The organism is Klebsiella sp. RC2 (assembly GCF_014192815.1).
Lineage (GTDB): Bacteria > Pseudomonadota > Gammaproteobacteria > Enterobacterales > Enterobacteriaceae > Klebsiella > Klebsiella variicola.
On the sequence record NZ_JACHYL010000001.1, the window covers coordinates 518,418 to 531,545 of the forward strand.

General features: G+C 65.3%; 13 protein-coding genes. 12 read left to right on the forward strand and 1 reads right to left on the reverse strand.

Annotation, left to right across the window (positions count from 1 at the left end; all coding sequences use genetic code 11):
* Positions 1–3 precede the first annotated feature (3 nt).
* The 8 genes from nifN (at position 4) to nifM (ending at position 6,756) form a co-directional block, all read left to right on the forward strand.
* Entirely contained in the window at positions 4–1,389 is a 1,386-nt protein-coding gene (gene nifN / locus FHW76_RS02515; protein ID WP_110220874.1) for a nitrogenase iron-molybdenum cofactor biosynthesis protein NifN, read from the forward strand.
* Positions 1,376–1,846, forward strand: coding sequence for a NifB/NifX family molybdenum-iron cluster-binding protein (locus FHW76_RS02520; RefSeq protein ID WP_008804129.1), 471 nt, complete (start codon positions 1,376–1,378; stop codon positions 1,844–1,846). Before nifN ends, FHW76_RS02520 begins: the two co-directional genes overlap by 14 nt.
* Positions 1,847–2,040: 194 nt before the next feature.
* Positions 2,041–2,880, forward strand: a complete 840-nt coding sequence (gene nifU / locus FHW76_RS02525; RefSeq protein ID WP_016161450.1) for a Fe-S cluster assembly protein NifU — start codon at positions 2,041–2,043, stop codon at positions 2,878–2,880.
* 15 nt (positions 2,881–2,895) lie between these two features.
* A complete protein-coding gene (gene nifS, locus FHW76_RS02530) occupies positions 2,896–4,098 on the forward strand; it encodes a cysteine desulfurase NifS (protein ID WP_012967611.1) in 1,203 nt (400 codons plus the stop codon).
* Between the two features lie 15 nt (positions 4,099–4,113).
* Complete coding sequence (gene nifV / locus FHW76_RS02535) at positions 4,114–5,256, forward strand: homocitrate synthase (RefSeq protein ID WP_060876536.1); 1,143 nt, start codon at positions 4,114–4,116, stop codon at positions 5,254–5,256.
* 2 nt (positions 5,257–5,258) lie between these two features.
* Positions 5,259–5,516, forward strand: coding sequence for a nitrogenase-stabilizing/protective protein NifW (locus FHW76_RS02540; protein ID WP_008804125.1), 258 nt, complete (start codon positions 5,259–5,261; stop codon positions 5,514–5,516).
* Complete coding sequence (locus FHW76_RS02545; protein WP_012541106.1) at positions 5,513–5,956, forward strand: nitrogen fixation protein NifZ; 444 nt, start codon at positions 5,513–5,515, stop codon at positions 5,954–5,956. The genes FHW76_RS02540 and FHW76_RS02545 overlap by 4 nt, the downstream gene beginning before the upstream one ends.
* Positions 5,956–6,756, forward strand: a complete 801-nt coding sequence (gene nifM, locus FHW76_RS02550; RefSeq protein ID WP_060876523.1) for a nitrogen fixation protein NifM — start codon at positions 5,956–5,958, stop codon at positions 6,754–6,756. Before FHW76_RS02545 ends, nifM begins: the two co-directional genes overlap by 1 nt.
* Before the next feature lie 22 nt (positions 6,757–6,778).
* Here the strand turns inward: nifM and FHW76_RS02555 are convergent, their stop codons facing one another.
* Positions 6,779–7,309: a flavodoxin gene (locus tag FHW76_RS02555; protein WP_012967608.1), complete on the reverse strand. Its 531-nt coding sequence runs from the start codon at positions 7,307–7,309 to the stop codon at positions 6,779–6,781.
* 319 nt (positions 7,310–7,628) lie between these two features.
* Here FHW76_RS02555 and nifL point away from each other — a divergent pair, with 319 nt between their 5' ends.
* The 4 genes from nifL (at position 7,629) to FHW76_RS02575 (ending at position 12,770) form a co-directional block, all read left to right on the forward strand.
* Positions 7,629–9,113, forward strand: a complete 1,485-nt coding sequence (nifL, locus tag FHW76_RS02560; RefSeq protein ID WP_055323404.1) for a nitrogen fixation negative regulator NifL — start codon at positions 7,629–7,631, stop codon at positions 9,111–9,113.
* Complete coding sequence (gene nifA / locus FHW76_RS02565; RefSeq protein ID WP_008804120.1) at positions 9,110–10,684, forward strand: nif-specific transcriptional activator NifA; 1,575 nt, start codon at positions 9,110–9,112, stop codon at positions 10,682–10,684. Before nifL ends, nifA begins: the two co-directional genes overlap by 4 nt.
* A 164-nt stretch (positions 10,685–10,848) precedes the next feature.
* Positions 10,849–12,255 (forward strand): nitrogenase cofactor biosynthesis protein NifB, encoded by a 1,407-nt coding sequence (gene nifB / locus FHW76_RS02570; protein WP_042948757.1) that lies wholly within the window; start codon positions 10,849–10,851, stop codon positions 12,253–12,255.
* Positions 12,255–12,770, forward strand: coding sequence for a nitrogen fixation protein NifQ (locus FHW76_RS02575; protein ID WP_122533461.1), 516 nt, complete (start codon positions 12,255–12,257; stop codon positions 12,768–12,770). Before nifB ends, FHW76_RS02575 begins: the two co-directional genes overlap by 1 nt.
* The last annotated feature ends 358 nt before the right edge of the window (positions 12,771–13,128 follow it).

Below are 13,128 nucleotides of genomic sequence, written 5' to 3' on the forward strand. Positions count from 1 at the left end.
ACCATGGCAGACATTATCCGCAGTGAAAAACCGCTGGCGGTGAGCCCGATTAAAACCGGGCAACCGCTCGGGGCGATCCTCGCCAGCCTCGGGCTGGCCCAGGCCATCCCGCTGGTCCACGGCGCCCAGGGCTGCAGCGCCTTCGCCAAAGTTTTCTTTATTCAGCATTTCCATGACCCGGTGCCGCTGCAGTCGACGGCCATGGATCCGACCGCCACGATCATGGGGGCCGACGGCAATATCTTCACCGCGCTCGACACCCTCTGCCAGCGCCACAGCCCGCAGGCCATCGTGCTGCTCAGCACCGGTCTGGCGGAAGCGCAGGGCAGCGATATCGCCCGGGTGGTGCGCCAGTTTCGCGAGGCGCATCCGCGCCATAACGGCGTGGCGATCCTCACCGTCAATACCCCGGATTTTTTTGGCTCTATGGAAAACGGCTACAGCGCGGTGATCGAGAGCGTGATCGAGCAGTGGGTCGCGCCGACGCCGCGTCCGGGGCAGCGGCCCCGGCGGGTCAACCTGCTGGTCAGCCACCTCTGTTCGCCAGGGGATATCGAATGGCTGGGCCGCTGCGTGGAGGCCTTTGGCCTGCAGCCGGTGATCCTGCCGGACCTCTCGCAGTCAATGGATGGCCACCTCGGTGAAGGGGATTTTACGCCCCTGACCCAGGGCGGCGCCTCGCTGCGCCAGATTGCCCAGATGGGCCAGAGTCTGGGCAGCTTCGCCATTGGCGTGTCGCTCCAGCGGGCGGCATCGCTCCTGACCCAACGCAGCCGCGGCGACGTGATCGCCCTGCCGCATCTGATGACCCTCGACCATTGCGATACCTTTATCCATCAGTTGGCGAAGATGTCTGGACGCCGCGTACCGGCCTGGATTGAGCGCCAGCGCGGCCAGCTGCAGGATGCGATGATCGACTGCCATATGTGGCTTCAGGGCCAGCGCATGGCGATGGCGGCGGAGGGCGACCTGCTGGCGGCGTGGTGTGATTTCGCCCGCAGCCAGGGGATGCTGCCCGGCCCGCTGGTCGCCCCCACCAGCCACCCCAGCCTGCGCCAGCTGCCGGTCGAGCAAGTCGTGCCGGGGGATCTTGAGGATCTGCAGCAGCTGCTGAGCCACCAACCCGCCGATCTGCTGGTGGCTAACTCTCACGCCCGCGATCTGGCGGAGCAGTTTGCCCTGCCGCTGATCCGCGTCGGTTTTCCCCTCTTCGACCGGCTCGGTGAGTTTCGTCGCGTCCGCCAGGGGTACGCCGGTATGCGAGATACGCTGTTTGAGCTGGCCAATCTGCTGCGCGACCGCCATCACCACACCGCCCTCTACCGCTCGCCGCTTCGCCAGGGCGCCGACCCCCAGCCGGCTTCAGGAGACGCTTATGCCGCCCATTAACCGTCAGTTTGATATGGTCCACGCCGACGAGTGGTCGATGAAAGTCGCCTTCGCCAGCTCCGATTACCGCCACGTCGATCAGCATTTCGGCGCCACGCCGCGGCTGGTGGTCTACGGCGTCAAAGCCGACCGGGTCACCCTGCTGCGGGTGGTGGAGTTCCCGGTCGCCAGCGGTCACCAGACCGAGAAGATAGCCGAGCGCATCCATGCCCTTGAGGATTGCGTCACCCTGTTCTGCGTGGCGATTGGCGAGGCGGTTTTTCGCCAGCTGCTGCAGGTGGGCGTCCGCGCCGAACGCGTCCCAGACCAGACCACCATCCTCGGCTTGCTGCAGGAGATCCAACTCTCCTGGTATGAAAAAGCGCAGCGCCGCAGCGCGCGGCAACGCGATCCGCAGCGCTTTAACCGCCTGCTGGAGGAGCCGGCGTGGCGGGAGGAGCCCGACCCGCTCCCCTGATCCTGTCGTTTATGTGACAAAGCCCACAAAACGCCACAACAGTGTCGGCCCTGTCGGGGGCGCTTAACCCGCCAGGTCATTAACAAATAAGGTTTTTATGCGTTGGTATCGCAATTGCTTGGGGGTCAGTACCACCGCCAGTCTGCGGTGTACCGCGCCCCGGCGTTTTCGTCATCATCCCTGGAGCTGACAGCATGTGGAACTACTCCGAGAAAGTGAAAGACCATTTTTTTCATCCCCGCAACGCGCGCGTGGTCGACAACGCCAACGCGGTGGGCGATGTGGGTTCATTAAGCTGCGGCGATGCGCTGCGCCTGATGCTGCGGGTTGATCCGCAGACCGAGATCATCGAGGAGGCGGGCTTCCAGACCTTCGGCTGCGGCAGTGCCATCGCCTCCTCTTCCGCGCTGACGGAGCTGATTATCGGCCACACCCTGACCGAAGCCGGGCAGATCACCAACCAGCAGATCGCCGACTACCTCGACGGTCTGCCGCCGGAAAAAATGCACTGCTCGGTGATGGGCCAGGAAGCGCTGCGTGCGGCCATCGCCCATTTTCGCGGCGAAAGCCTTGAGGAGGAGCATGAGGAGGGCAAGCTGATCTGTAAATGCTTCGGCGTCGACGAAGGGCATATTCGCCGGGCCGTGGTGAACAACGGCCTGACCACCCTAGAGGAAGTGATCAACTACACCAAAGCCGGCGGCGGCTGCACCGCCTGCCATGAAAAAATTGAGCTGGCGCTGGCGGCGATCCTCGCCCAACAGCCGCCAGCCCCCCTGCCAGCGGAGACGACCCACGATGCGCACTGGCAAAGCGTGGTCGATACCATCAACGAACTGCGTCCTCACATTCAGGCCGACGGCGGCGACATGACGTTGCTCAACGTCACCCCGCGTCAGGTGACCGTCAGCCTCTCCGGCAGCTGCAGCGGCTGCATGATGACCGACATGACCCTCGCCTGGCTGCAGCAAAAGCTGATGGAGCGTACCGGAACTTACATGGACGTGGTGGCGGCCCCGGCCGCGGTTAACTAACCCAAGGGGGATACGATGAAACCTGTTTATCTCGATAACAACGCCACCACCCGTCTCGACCCGATGGTTCTCGACGCGATGATGCCCTTTTTAACCGACTTTTACGGCAACCCTTCGTCGATACACGATTTTGGTCTGCCGGCGCAGGCGGCCCTTGAACGGGCGCACCAGCAGGTGGCCGCCCTGCTCGGGGCCGACTACCCCAGCGAGATCATCTTTACCTCCTGCGCCACCGAGGCCACCACCACCGCTATCGCCTCGGCGGTGGCCCTGATGCCGGAGCGGCGCGAGATCATCACCAGCGCGGTCGAACATCCCGCCACTCTGGCGGTGTGCGAGCAGCTGGAGCGCCAGGGATACCTGATCCACCGTATCGCCGTGGATCAGCAGGGCGCCCTGGATATGGCGCAATTTCGGGCGGCGCTTAGCCCGCGCGTGGCGCTGGTCAGCATCATGTGGGCCAATAACGAAACAGGCGTCATGTTCCCGGTGCCCGAACTGGCGGAGCTGGCTCATGAGCAGGGCGCGCTGTTTCACTGCGACGCGGTGCAGGTGGTGGGCAAAATCCCAATGACGCTCAGCCAGACGCGGATCGATATGCTCTCCTGCTCGGCGCATAAATTCCACGGCCCCAAAGGGGTGGGCTGCCTCTGGCTGCGGCGGGGAACGCGTTTTCGCCCGCTGCTGCGCGGCGGCCACCAGGCGCATGGCCGGCGGGCCGGTACGGAAAATATCAGCGGCATTGTCGGAATGGGCGCCGCCAGCGAGCTGGCGCAGGTTCATCTGCCGGGCATGGCGCAGATTAGCCAACTGCGCGATCGTCTTGAACAACATCTCCAGGCCACTATCCCGGCGGTGACGGTGATGGGCGGCAGCCAGCCGCGGGTGCCCGGCACTCTCAATCTGGCCTTCGAGTGTATCGAGGGCGAGGCAATCCTGCTGCTGATGAATCAGGCCGGGATCGCCGCCTCCAGCGGCAGCGCCTGCACCTCCGGCTCGCTGGAGCCGTCGCACGTCATGCGGGCAATGAATATCCCCTACACTGCGGCCCACGGCACCATCCGCTTCTCCCTCTCACGCTATACCCGGGAAAAAGAGATCGACTACGTCATCGCCACCCTGCCGTCGGTTATCGACCGGCTGCGCGCCCTGTCGCCCTACTGGCGACAGGGTCAGCCGCACCTGCAGGATGGCGCCTTCACGCCGGTCTACGGCTAAGGCGGGGAGACAATGATGGGACGCGTACTGATTAACGACACCACCCTGCGCGATGGTGAACAGAGTCCCGGCGTGGCCTTTCAGGCCAGCGAAAAGATCGCCATCGCCGAGGCGCTGTACGCGGCGGGGATCGAAGCCATGGAGGTCGGCACCCCGGCGATGGGCGAGGAGGAGTGCGCCCGCATCCGGCAGGTGCGCCGTCAGCTCCCGGGCGCCACGCTGATGACCTGGTGCCGGATGCAGGCGGGAGAAATTCGCCAGAGCGCCGACCTGGGCATGGACTGGGTGGATATCTCCATCCCCGCCTCCGACAAGCTGCGGCAGTACAAACTGCGCGAAGGCTTACCGCTGCTGCTGGAGCGGCTGGCGGCCCTGATCCACCTCGCCCACACCCTTGGCCTGAAGGTCTGCATTGGCTGTGAGGACGCCTCGCGAGCCAGCGACGCGACGCTGCAGGACATTGCCTGCCTGGCCCGGGAGGCGGGAGCCACCCGTCTGCGCTATGCCGATACCGTCGGTATCCTCGACCCGTTCACCACCGCGGCGCAGATCGCCGCCCTGCGCCGCGTCTGGCCCGGCGAACTCGAGATGCACGCCCATAACGATCTGGGCCTGGCTACCGCCAACACCCTGGCGGCGGTGCGCGCCGGGGCCACCAGCGTGAACACCACCGTGCTGGGCCTGGGCGAACGCGCGGGCAACGCGGCGCTGGAGACCGTGGCGCTCGGACTGGAGCGCTGCCTGGAGGTCAAGACCGGCGTGCGTTTCACCGCCCTGCCGGCGCTGTGCGAACAGGTGGCCCTCGCCACCCGCCGCCCGGTGGATCCCCAGCAGCCGCTGGTGGGTGAGCTGGTCTTTACCCACGAATCCGGCGTGCACGTTGCGGCGCTGCTGCGCGACAGCGAGAGCTATCAGGCGATCGACCCCGCCCTGCTGGGCCGCGGCTATCGGCTGGTGCTGGGCAAACACTCCGGTCGCCAGGCGGTTAACGGCGTCTTCGATCGGATGGGTTATCACCTGACATCAGCGCAAATTGACCAGCTGCTGCCAGCGCTCCGTCGCTTTGCCGAAAACGGCAAACGCAGCCCGCGGGATGATGAGCTGGCGGCAATCTACCACGCGCTCTGCAGCGCCGAAACGCTGCAGGCCAGGGGGTGAGTATGGAGTGGTTTTATCAGATCCCCGGCGTGGGCGACCTGCGCTCCGCCGATGCGTTCTTTCAGTTTTTCGCCGTTCCCTACCAGCCCGAGCGCCTGGCGCACTGCAGCCTGCCGGTGCTGGCCACCTTTCACCGCAAGCTGAAGGCGGAAGTGCCTCTGCTCAACCAGCTGGAGGATAACCCGCGCGCGCACTGGCTGCTGGCGCGCCGACTGCTGGCGGAGAGTTATCAGCAACAGTTCGAGGAGAACACGCCATGAGACCCCGATTTACCTTTAGCGAAGCGGTCCGCGTCGTGCGCGCCATCCGTAACGATGGCACCTATGCGGGCCTGCCGTCCGGCGCCCTGCTGGTGCGCCGGGGCAGCATCGGCTATGTCCGCGACTGGGGAGTATTCTTGCAGGACCAGATCATCTACCAGATCCACTTCCCGGACTGCGACCGGGTGGTCGGCTGTCGCGAACAGGAGCTGATTGCCGGCGATCGGCCCTGGCTGGCCGGCAATCTGCAGTATGGCGATAGCGTAATCTGTCAGACGGCGCTGGCGATGCAGGGCGAGATGGTGGTCAGCGTCGGTCAGTTGGGCCGCATCGAAGCCACCGACCGGGGCGAGCATGGCGACGGCTATATCGTCGACTTCGGCGGCCGCTGGTTCCAGGTCCCGGTAAGCGCGCTGGCGCTGGCAGAGGAGGAAGAATAATGGAGCCCTGGCAACGATTTGGCCGGCAGCGGCTGGCGCAGAGCCGCTGGAACTGCGAGCCGGCGGCCATCGCCGCGGTCGACCGGCAGGCCTTCGAGGCGGCCTGGCAGCGCCAGGCCCAGCTGGAGCAGGTTATTGTCGCCCAGATTGCGCCGGAGGCGATCCCCGCCGCGCTGCGGGAGGGCCTCGCCACTTCGCTGGGCGCCTGGCTGGATGAAGGAGGATTTACGCCAGCGGAGCGGGCGGCGATCGTCCTGCACCACGCCCGGCTGGAAACCGCCTTCGCCGGGATTGCCAGCCAGGCGCCGCGGCCGGATCCCGCCACGGTGCAGGCCTGGTATCTGCGGCATCAGGCGCAGTTTATGCGCCCGGAACAGCGTCTGACCCGCCATCTGCTGCTCACCGTCGATGGCGACGACCAGGCGGTTTACTCGCGTATACGGGAGCTTCATGGGCAAATCGAAGCCTCCCGCGAGGCGTTTGCGCCGCTGGCCCAGCGACACTCCCACTGCCCGAGCGCGCTGGACGGCGGACTGCTGGGGTGGATCGGCCGGGGGCTGCTCTATCCGCAGCTGGAGGAGGCGCTGTTTGCGCTGGCGGAAAATGCGCTGAGCGCGCCGGTGGCCAGTGAGCTCGGCTGGCATCTGGTCTGGTGTGAGGCCATTCGCCCTGCCGCGCCGATGACGCCTGAGCAGGCGCTGGAAAGCGCCCGCGATTACCTCAGTCAACAGAGCCAGCGCCGCCACCAGCGCCAGTGGCTGGCCGAGATGTTAGCGCGCCAGCCGGGGCTGTGCGGGTAGCCGACAGGCTACCCGCCATCGCCTACAGCAGATGCGGTTTAATCTCCTCAAGCCAGGTCGCCAGCCGCGCGTCGGTCTCGTCGAACTGGTTATCCTGGTCCAGCACCAGTCCGACAAAGCGATCCCCCTCCAGCGCCGATGAGGCGCTGAACTCATATCCCTCGTTCGGCCAGCTGCCGATCATCGTCGCCCCGCGGGCACGCAGGGCGTCGTACAGCGGCCGCAGCCCGCTGGCGAAGTTATCCGGATAGCCACGCTGATCGCCGAGGCCAAACAGCGCCACCGTTTTCCCCTGCAGGCTAACGTCGCCGAGGTTGCGGATAAACTCGGCCCACGACTCGCTCTCGCCCCCGGCCTCGAGGCCCGGCAGCTGGCCGTCGCCCAGCGTCGGCGTCCCCAACAGCAGGGCCGGGTAGGCCAGCAGGTCCGCCAGCGTGGCGCGGTTAATATTGACCGGGGCGGCGGCGGCCTCCCCCAGCTGCTTGTGGATCAGTTTCGCGATCTTGCGGGTTTTACCGGTATCGGTACCAAAGAAAATGCCAATGTTCGCCATAGTACGCTCCTGTCGGAATGGTGTTGAAAAAAGGAATGACGACAGAGGTATTGCGAAGGCTGTGCCAGGTTGCCCTGCACCGCGACGGCCCATCCCTGCCCCATCAGGATCGCTTCGCCTCACAATGCCGCGCGCCAAAGGCGCATCCGGCGGGGCGAAAGGTAAAAATCCGTGAATTTTCCCCCTGTCGGATCAATGTTTCGCGTGGTCGTTCCGATAAGGGCGCACACTTTGCATGGTTATCCGGGTTCGGCTTACCCCGCCGCGTTTTGCGCACGGTGTCGGACAATTTGTCATAACTGCGACACAGGAGTTTGCGATGACCCTGAATATGATGCTCGATAACGCCGCGCCGGAGGCCATCGCCGGCGCGCTGACTCAACAACATCCGGGGCTGTTTTTTACCATGGTGGAACAGGCCTCGGTGGCCATCTCCCTCACCGATGCCAGCGCCAGGATCATTTACGCCAACCCGGCGTTTTGCCGCCAGACCGGCTATTCGCTGGCGCAATTGTTAAACCAGAACCCACGCCTGCTGGCCAGCAGCCAGACGCCGCGCGAGATCTATCAGGAGATGTGGCATACCCTGCTCCAGCGTCAGCCCTGGCGCGGCCAGCTGATTAATCAGCGTCGGGACGGCGGCCTGTACCTGGTGGAGATTGACATCACCCCGGTGCTTAGCCCGCAAGGGGAACTGGAGCATTATCTGGCGATGCAGCGGGATATCAGCGTCAGCTACACCCTCGAGCAGCGGCTGCGCAACCATATGACCCTGATGGAGGCGGTGCTGAATAATATCCCCGCCGCCGTGGTAGTGGTGGACGAGCAGGATCGGGTGGTGATGGACAACCTCGCCTACAAAACCTTCTGCGCTGACTGCGGCGGCCGGGAGCTGCTCACCGAGCTGCAGGTCTCCCCTGGCCGGATGACGCCCGGCGTGGAGGCGATCCTGCCGGTGGCGCTCCGCGGGGCCGCGCGCTGGCTGTCAGTGACCTGCTGGCCGTTGCCCGGCGTCAGCGAAGAGGCCAGCCGCTACTTTATCGACAGCGCGCTGGCGCGGACCCTGGTGGTGATCGCCGACTGTACCCAGCAGCGTCAGCAGCAGGAGCAAGGACGCCTTGACCGGCTGAAGCAGCAAATGACCGCCGGCAAGCTGCTGGCGGCGATCCGCGAGTCGCTGGACGCCGCGCTGATCCAGCTGAACTGCCCGATTAACATGCTGGCGGCAGCCCGTCGGCTGAACGGCGAGGGAAGCGGGAACGTGGCGCTGGAGGCCGCCTGGCGTGAAGGGGAAGAGGCGATGGCGCGGCTCCAGCGCTGCCGCCCGTCGCTGGATCTCGAAAACCCCGCCGTCTGGCCGCTGCAGCCCTTTTTCGACGACCTGTGCGCCCTCTACCGTACCCGCTTCGATCCCGACGGGCTGCAGGTCGACATGGCCTCACCGCATCTGATCGGCTTTGGCCAGCGCACCCCGCTGCTGGCGTGCTTAAGCCTGTGGCTCGACCGCACCCTGGCCCTCGCCGCCGAACTCCCCTCCGTGCCGCTGGCGATGCAGCTCTATGCCGAGGAGAACGACGGCTGGCTGTCGCTGTACCTGACTGACAACGTGCCGCTGCTGCAGGTGCGCTACGCCCACTCCCCCGACGCGCTGAACTCGCCGGGCAAAGGCATGGAGCTGCGGCTGATCCAGACCCTGGTGGCGCACCATCGCGGGGCCATTGAGCTGGCTTCCCGACCGCAGGGCGGCACCTGCCTGACCCTGCGTTTCCCGCTGTTTAACACCCTGACCGGAGGTGAAGCATGATCCCTGAATCCGACCCGGACACCACCGTCAGACGCTTCGACCTCTCTCAGCAGTTCACCGCCATGCAGCGGATAAGCGTAGTGCTGAGCCGGGCCACCGAGGCCAGCAAAACGTTGCAGGAGGTACTCAGCGTATTACACAACGATGCTTTTATGCAGCACGGGATGATCTGCCTGTACGACAGCGAGCAGGAGATCCTCAGTATCGAAGCGCTGCAGCAAACCGGCCAGCAGCCCCTCCCCGGCAGCACGCAGATCCGCTATCGCCCCGGCGAGGGACTGGTGGGGACCGTGCTGGCCCAGGGGCAGTCGCTGGTGCTGCCCCGGGTCGCCGACGATCAGCGTTTTCTCGACCGCCTGAGCCTCTACGATTACGATCTGCCGTTTATCGCCGTACCGTTGATGGGGCCCAACGCCCGGCCAATAGGGGTGCTGGCGGCCCAGCCGATGGCGCGCCAGGAAGAGCGGCTGCCGGCCTGCACCCGTTTTCTCGAAACCGTCGCCAACCTCGTCGCCCAGACCATCCGGCTGATGATCCTTCCGGCCTCACCCGCCCTGTCGAGCCGCCAGCCGCCGAAGGTGGAACGGCCGCCGGCCTGCTCGTCGTCCCGCGGCGTGGGCCTTGACAATATGGTCGGCAAGAGCCCGGCGATGCGCCAGATCGTGGAGGTGATCCGTCAGGTTTCGCGCTGGGACACCACCGTGCTGGTGCGCGGTGAAAGCGGCACCGGGAAAGAGCTGATCGCCAACGCCATCCATCACCATTCGCCACGGGCTGGCGCCGCCTTCGTCAAATTTAACTGCGCGGCGCTGCCGGACACCCTGCTGGAAAGCGAACTGTTCGGCCATGAGAAAGGCGCCTTTACCGGGGCGGTGCGTCAGCGTAAAGGACGTTTTGAGCTGGCGGATGGCGGCACCCTGTTCCTCGATGAGATTGGTGAAAGCAGCGCCTCGTTCCAGGCCAAGCTGCTGCGTATCCTCCAGGAGGGGGAGATGGAGCGGGTCGGCGGCGATGAGACCCTGCGGGTGAATGTCCGCATCATCGCCGCCACCAACCGTCACCTGGAGGAGGAGGTCCGGCTGGGCCATTTCCGCGAGGATCTCTATTATCGTCTGAACGTGATGCCCATCGCCCTGCCCCCGCTGCGCGAGCGTCAGGAGGACATCGCCGAGCTGGCGCACTTCCTGGTGCGCAAAATCGGCCAGCATCAGGGGCGCACGCTGCGGATCAGCGAGGGCGCGATCCGCCTGCTGATGGAGTACAGCTGGCCGGGTAACGTTCGCGAACTGGAGAACTGCCTCGAACGATCGGCGGTGATGTCGGAGAGTGGCCTGATCGATCGCGACGTGATCCTCTTCACTCACCAGGATCGTCCCGCCAAAGCCCTGCCTGCCAGCGGGCCAGCGGAAGACAGCTGGCTGGACAACAGCCTGGACGAACGTCAGCGACTGATCGCCGCGCTGGAAAAAGCCGGCTGGGTGCAGGCCAAGGCGGCACGGCTACTGGGGATGACGCCGCGCCAGGTCGCTTACCGGATCCAGATCATGGATATCACCCTGCCGCGTCTGTAGGCCGCGGTGTCAGGTTCAGGACATTGTCGTCAGTGCGGCAGGAACGCGACAATGTTGTGCCGCAGGGATGCGGGATAATGCTTTATTTTTCAGCCAGATAAAAAATTCGTCTCTGGTACGTCGTTTGCAGCAGGAAGGTATCGCCCAACCATGAAGGTACGACCATGACTTCCTGCTCTTCTTTTTCCGGCGGTAACGCCTGTCAGTCGGCGGACGCCAGCGCGTTAGCGCCGCGGGTGGCCGACAAGGTCGCCGCGCACCCCTGCTACTCCCGCAGCGGGCACCACCGTTTCGCCCGGATGCATCTTCCGGTCGCCCCGGCCTGCAATCTGCAGTGCAACTACTGCAACCGTAAATTCGACTGCAGCAATGAGTCCCGTCCCGGGGTGTCATCGACGCTGCTGACCCCCGAGCAGGCGGTGTTGAAAGTGCGCCAGGTGGCCCAGGCCATCCCGCAGCTGTCGGTGGTTGGCATAGCCGGGCCCGGCGATCCGCTGGCCAATATGACCCGCACCTTCCGCACCCTGGAGCTGGTCCGCGACCAGCTTCCGGATCTCAAATTATGCCTGTCAACCAACGGGCTGATGCTGCCCGACGCGGTCGATCGCCTGCTGGAGGTCGGCGTGGATCACGTCACGGTGACCATCAATACCCTGGATGCCGATATCGCCGGGCAAATCTATGCCTGGCTGTGGCTCGACGGCGAACGCTACTGCGGCCGGGAAGCCGGGGAGATCCTGATTGCCCGCCAGCTTGAAGGAGTCCGTAGGCTGACCGCCGCGGGAGTGCTGGTCAAGATAAACTCGGTGCTGATCCCGGGGATCAACGACGGCGGCATGGCTGAGGTCGGCCGTCGTTTGCGGGAAAGTGGCGCGTTTATTCACAATATTATGCCGCTGATTGCCAGACCGGAGCACGGCACGGTCTTTGGTCTCAACGGCCAGCCGGAGCCGGACGCCGGGATGCTCGCCGCGATCCGCAGCCAGTGCGGGGAGGTGATGCCGCAGATGACCCACTGCCACCAGTGCCGTGCCGACGCCATCGGCATGCTGGGCGAAGATCGCAGCCAGCAGTTCACCCGGCTGCCGGACCCGGACAGCCTCCCCGACTGGCTGCCCATCCTCCACCAGCGCGCCGAACTTCATGCCAGCCTCGCCACGCAGGGGGAGTCGGACGCGGATGACGCCTGTCTGGTGGCCGTGGCCTCCCGCCACGGCGAGGTCATTGACTGTCATTTTGGCCATGCCGACCGCTTCTCGATCTACAGCCTGTCGGCCGCCGGTATGGTGCTGGTGGGCGAGCGCTTTACACCGAAATATTGCCGCGGCGAAGAGGAGTGTGAGCCACAGGAGAACGAGGCCAGACTGGCGGCGCTGCTGGCGCTGCTCGCCGACGTAAAAGCGGTGTTCTGCGTGCGTATCGGCCATACGCCATGGCAGCAGCTGGAATTGCAGGGCATTGAGCCGCAGGTGGACGGCGCGTGGCGTTCGGTCGCCGAGGTGCTGCCTGCCTGGTGGCAGCGGCGGCGCCAGAGCCTGGCGGCATCGCGTCTGCGTCAGGGGGTCGCCTGATGGCGCCGGTCGACTGGTTGACCCGCCTGTGGCGATTGTATCACGCCGGAAAAGGCTGCTTTCCGCTGCGGATGGGGCTGACTCCCGCGGCATGGCGGTCGCTGCAGCAGCGGCTGGGCGAGGTGGCGACGCCGCTGGACAGCGCGACGCTGAGCCGCCGTCGGCTGATGACCGAGCTGAATGCTACCCGCGACGAAGAGCGTCGGCAGCTGGGGCAGTGGCTGACGGAGTGGATGGCGCCGGGGGCCGAACCGATGGCGCAGATCGTTGCCGAGGTGGCGCTGGCGTTTAACCATCTGTGGGAGGATCTGGGACTCGATTCGCGGGCGGAACTGGGCCGGCTGATGCGCGACTGCTTTCCGCAGCTGGTGGCGCAGAACCTCCACCATATGCGCTGGAAAAAGTTCTTTTACCGCCAGCGCTGCCTGCAGTCGCAGGGGGAGATTGTCTGCCGATCGCCGAGCTGCGACGAATGCCTGGAGCGCAGCCTCTGCTTCGAACCGCCGCCGCAATAAACAAGCCGCAGCCCCCTGCGGCTGACCCAACCACACTCGCGTTTAACCCCTTTACGCGAGTTTCTGCCGGGTGGCGCTTCGCTTACCCGGCCTACAACCCCAAATCACCACTGGATCAGGGGCCACTGAAACTGCCGGTGCTGGCGGCCTCAAAATCGCTGAGACGTTCCCGGAAGGCCGGGGCAGCCCGCATGGATGCGGGCTGAGGGCCGTGTTTTGCAGGGACGCTGCCTCGGCCCGACCCGAAGCCTGCAGTGATAAGTCGAAGGTACCACGAAGTGGCGATTTTGCTGGCCGGAGCCCGGGGGTACAGGGGGCGGCGGCGACTGGCCGCCCCCTGTGCGCTCCCTGCGCCGTA

Bases quoted from the DNA above. Each gene is read 5' to 3' on its own strand.
- nifM (WP_060876523.1), top strand. From the start codon at position 5,956: ATGGAGCCCTGGCAACGATTTGGCCGGCAGCGGCTGGCGCAGAGCCGC.
- FHW76_RS02575 (WP_122533461.1), top strand. From the start codon at position 12,255: ATGGCGCCGGTCGACTGGTTGACCCGCCTGTGGCGATTGTATCACGCC.
- nifB (WP_042948757.1), top strand. From the start codon at position 10,849: ATGACTTCCTGCTCTTCTTTTTCCGGCGGTAACGCCTGTCAGTCGGCG.
- FHW76_RS02520 (WP_008804129.1), top strand. From the start codon at position 1,376: ATGCCGCCCATTAACCGTCAGTTTGATATGGTCCACGCCGACGAGTGG.
- nifA (WP_008804120.1), top strand. From the start codon at position 9,110: ATGATCCCTGAATCCGACCCGGACACCACCGTCAGACGCTTCGACCTC.
- FHW76_RS02545 (WP_012541106.1), top strand. From the start codon at position 5,513: ATGAGACCCCGATTTACCTTTAGCGAAGCGGTCCGCGTCGTGCGCGCC.
- nifS (WP_012967611.1), top strand. From the start codon at position 2,896: ATGAAACCTGTTTATCTCGATAACAACGCCACCACCCGTCTCGACCCG.
- nifV (WP_060876536.1), top strand. From the start codon at position 4,114: ATGGGACGCGTACTGATTAACGACACCACCCTGCGCGATGGTGAACAG.
- nifN (WP_110220874.1), top strand. From the start codon at position 4: ATGGCAGACATTATCCGCAGTGAAAAACCGCTGGCGGTGAGCCCGATT.
- nifU (WP_016161450.1), top strand. From the start codon at position 2,041: ATGTGGAACTACTCCGAGAAAGTGAAAGACCATTTTTTTCATCCCCGC.
- FHW76_RS02540 (WP_008804125.1), top strand. From the start codon at position 5,259: ATGGAGTGGTTTTATCAGATCCCCGGCGTGGGCGACCTGCGCTCCGCC.
- FHW76_RS02555 (WP_012967608.1), bottom strand. From the start codon at position 7,309: ATGGCGAACATTGGCATTTTCTTTGGTACCGATACCGGTAAAACCCGC.
- nifL (WP_055323404.1), top strand. From the start codon at position 7,629: ATGACCCTGAATATGATGCTCGATAACGCCGCGCCGGAGGCCATCGCC.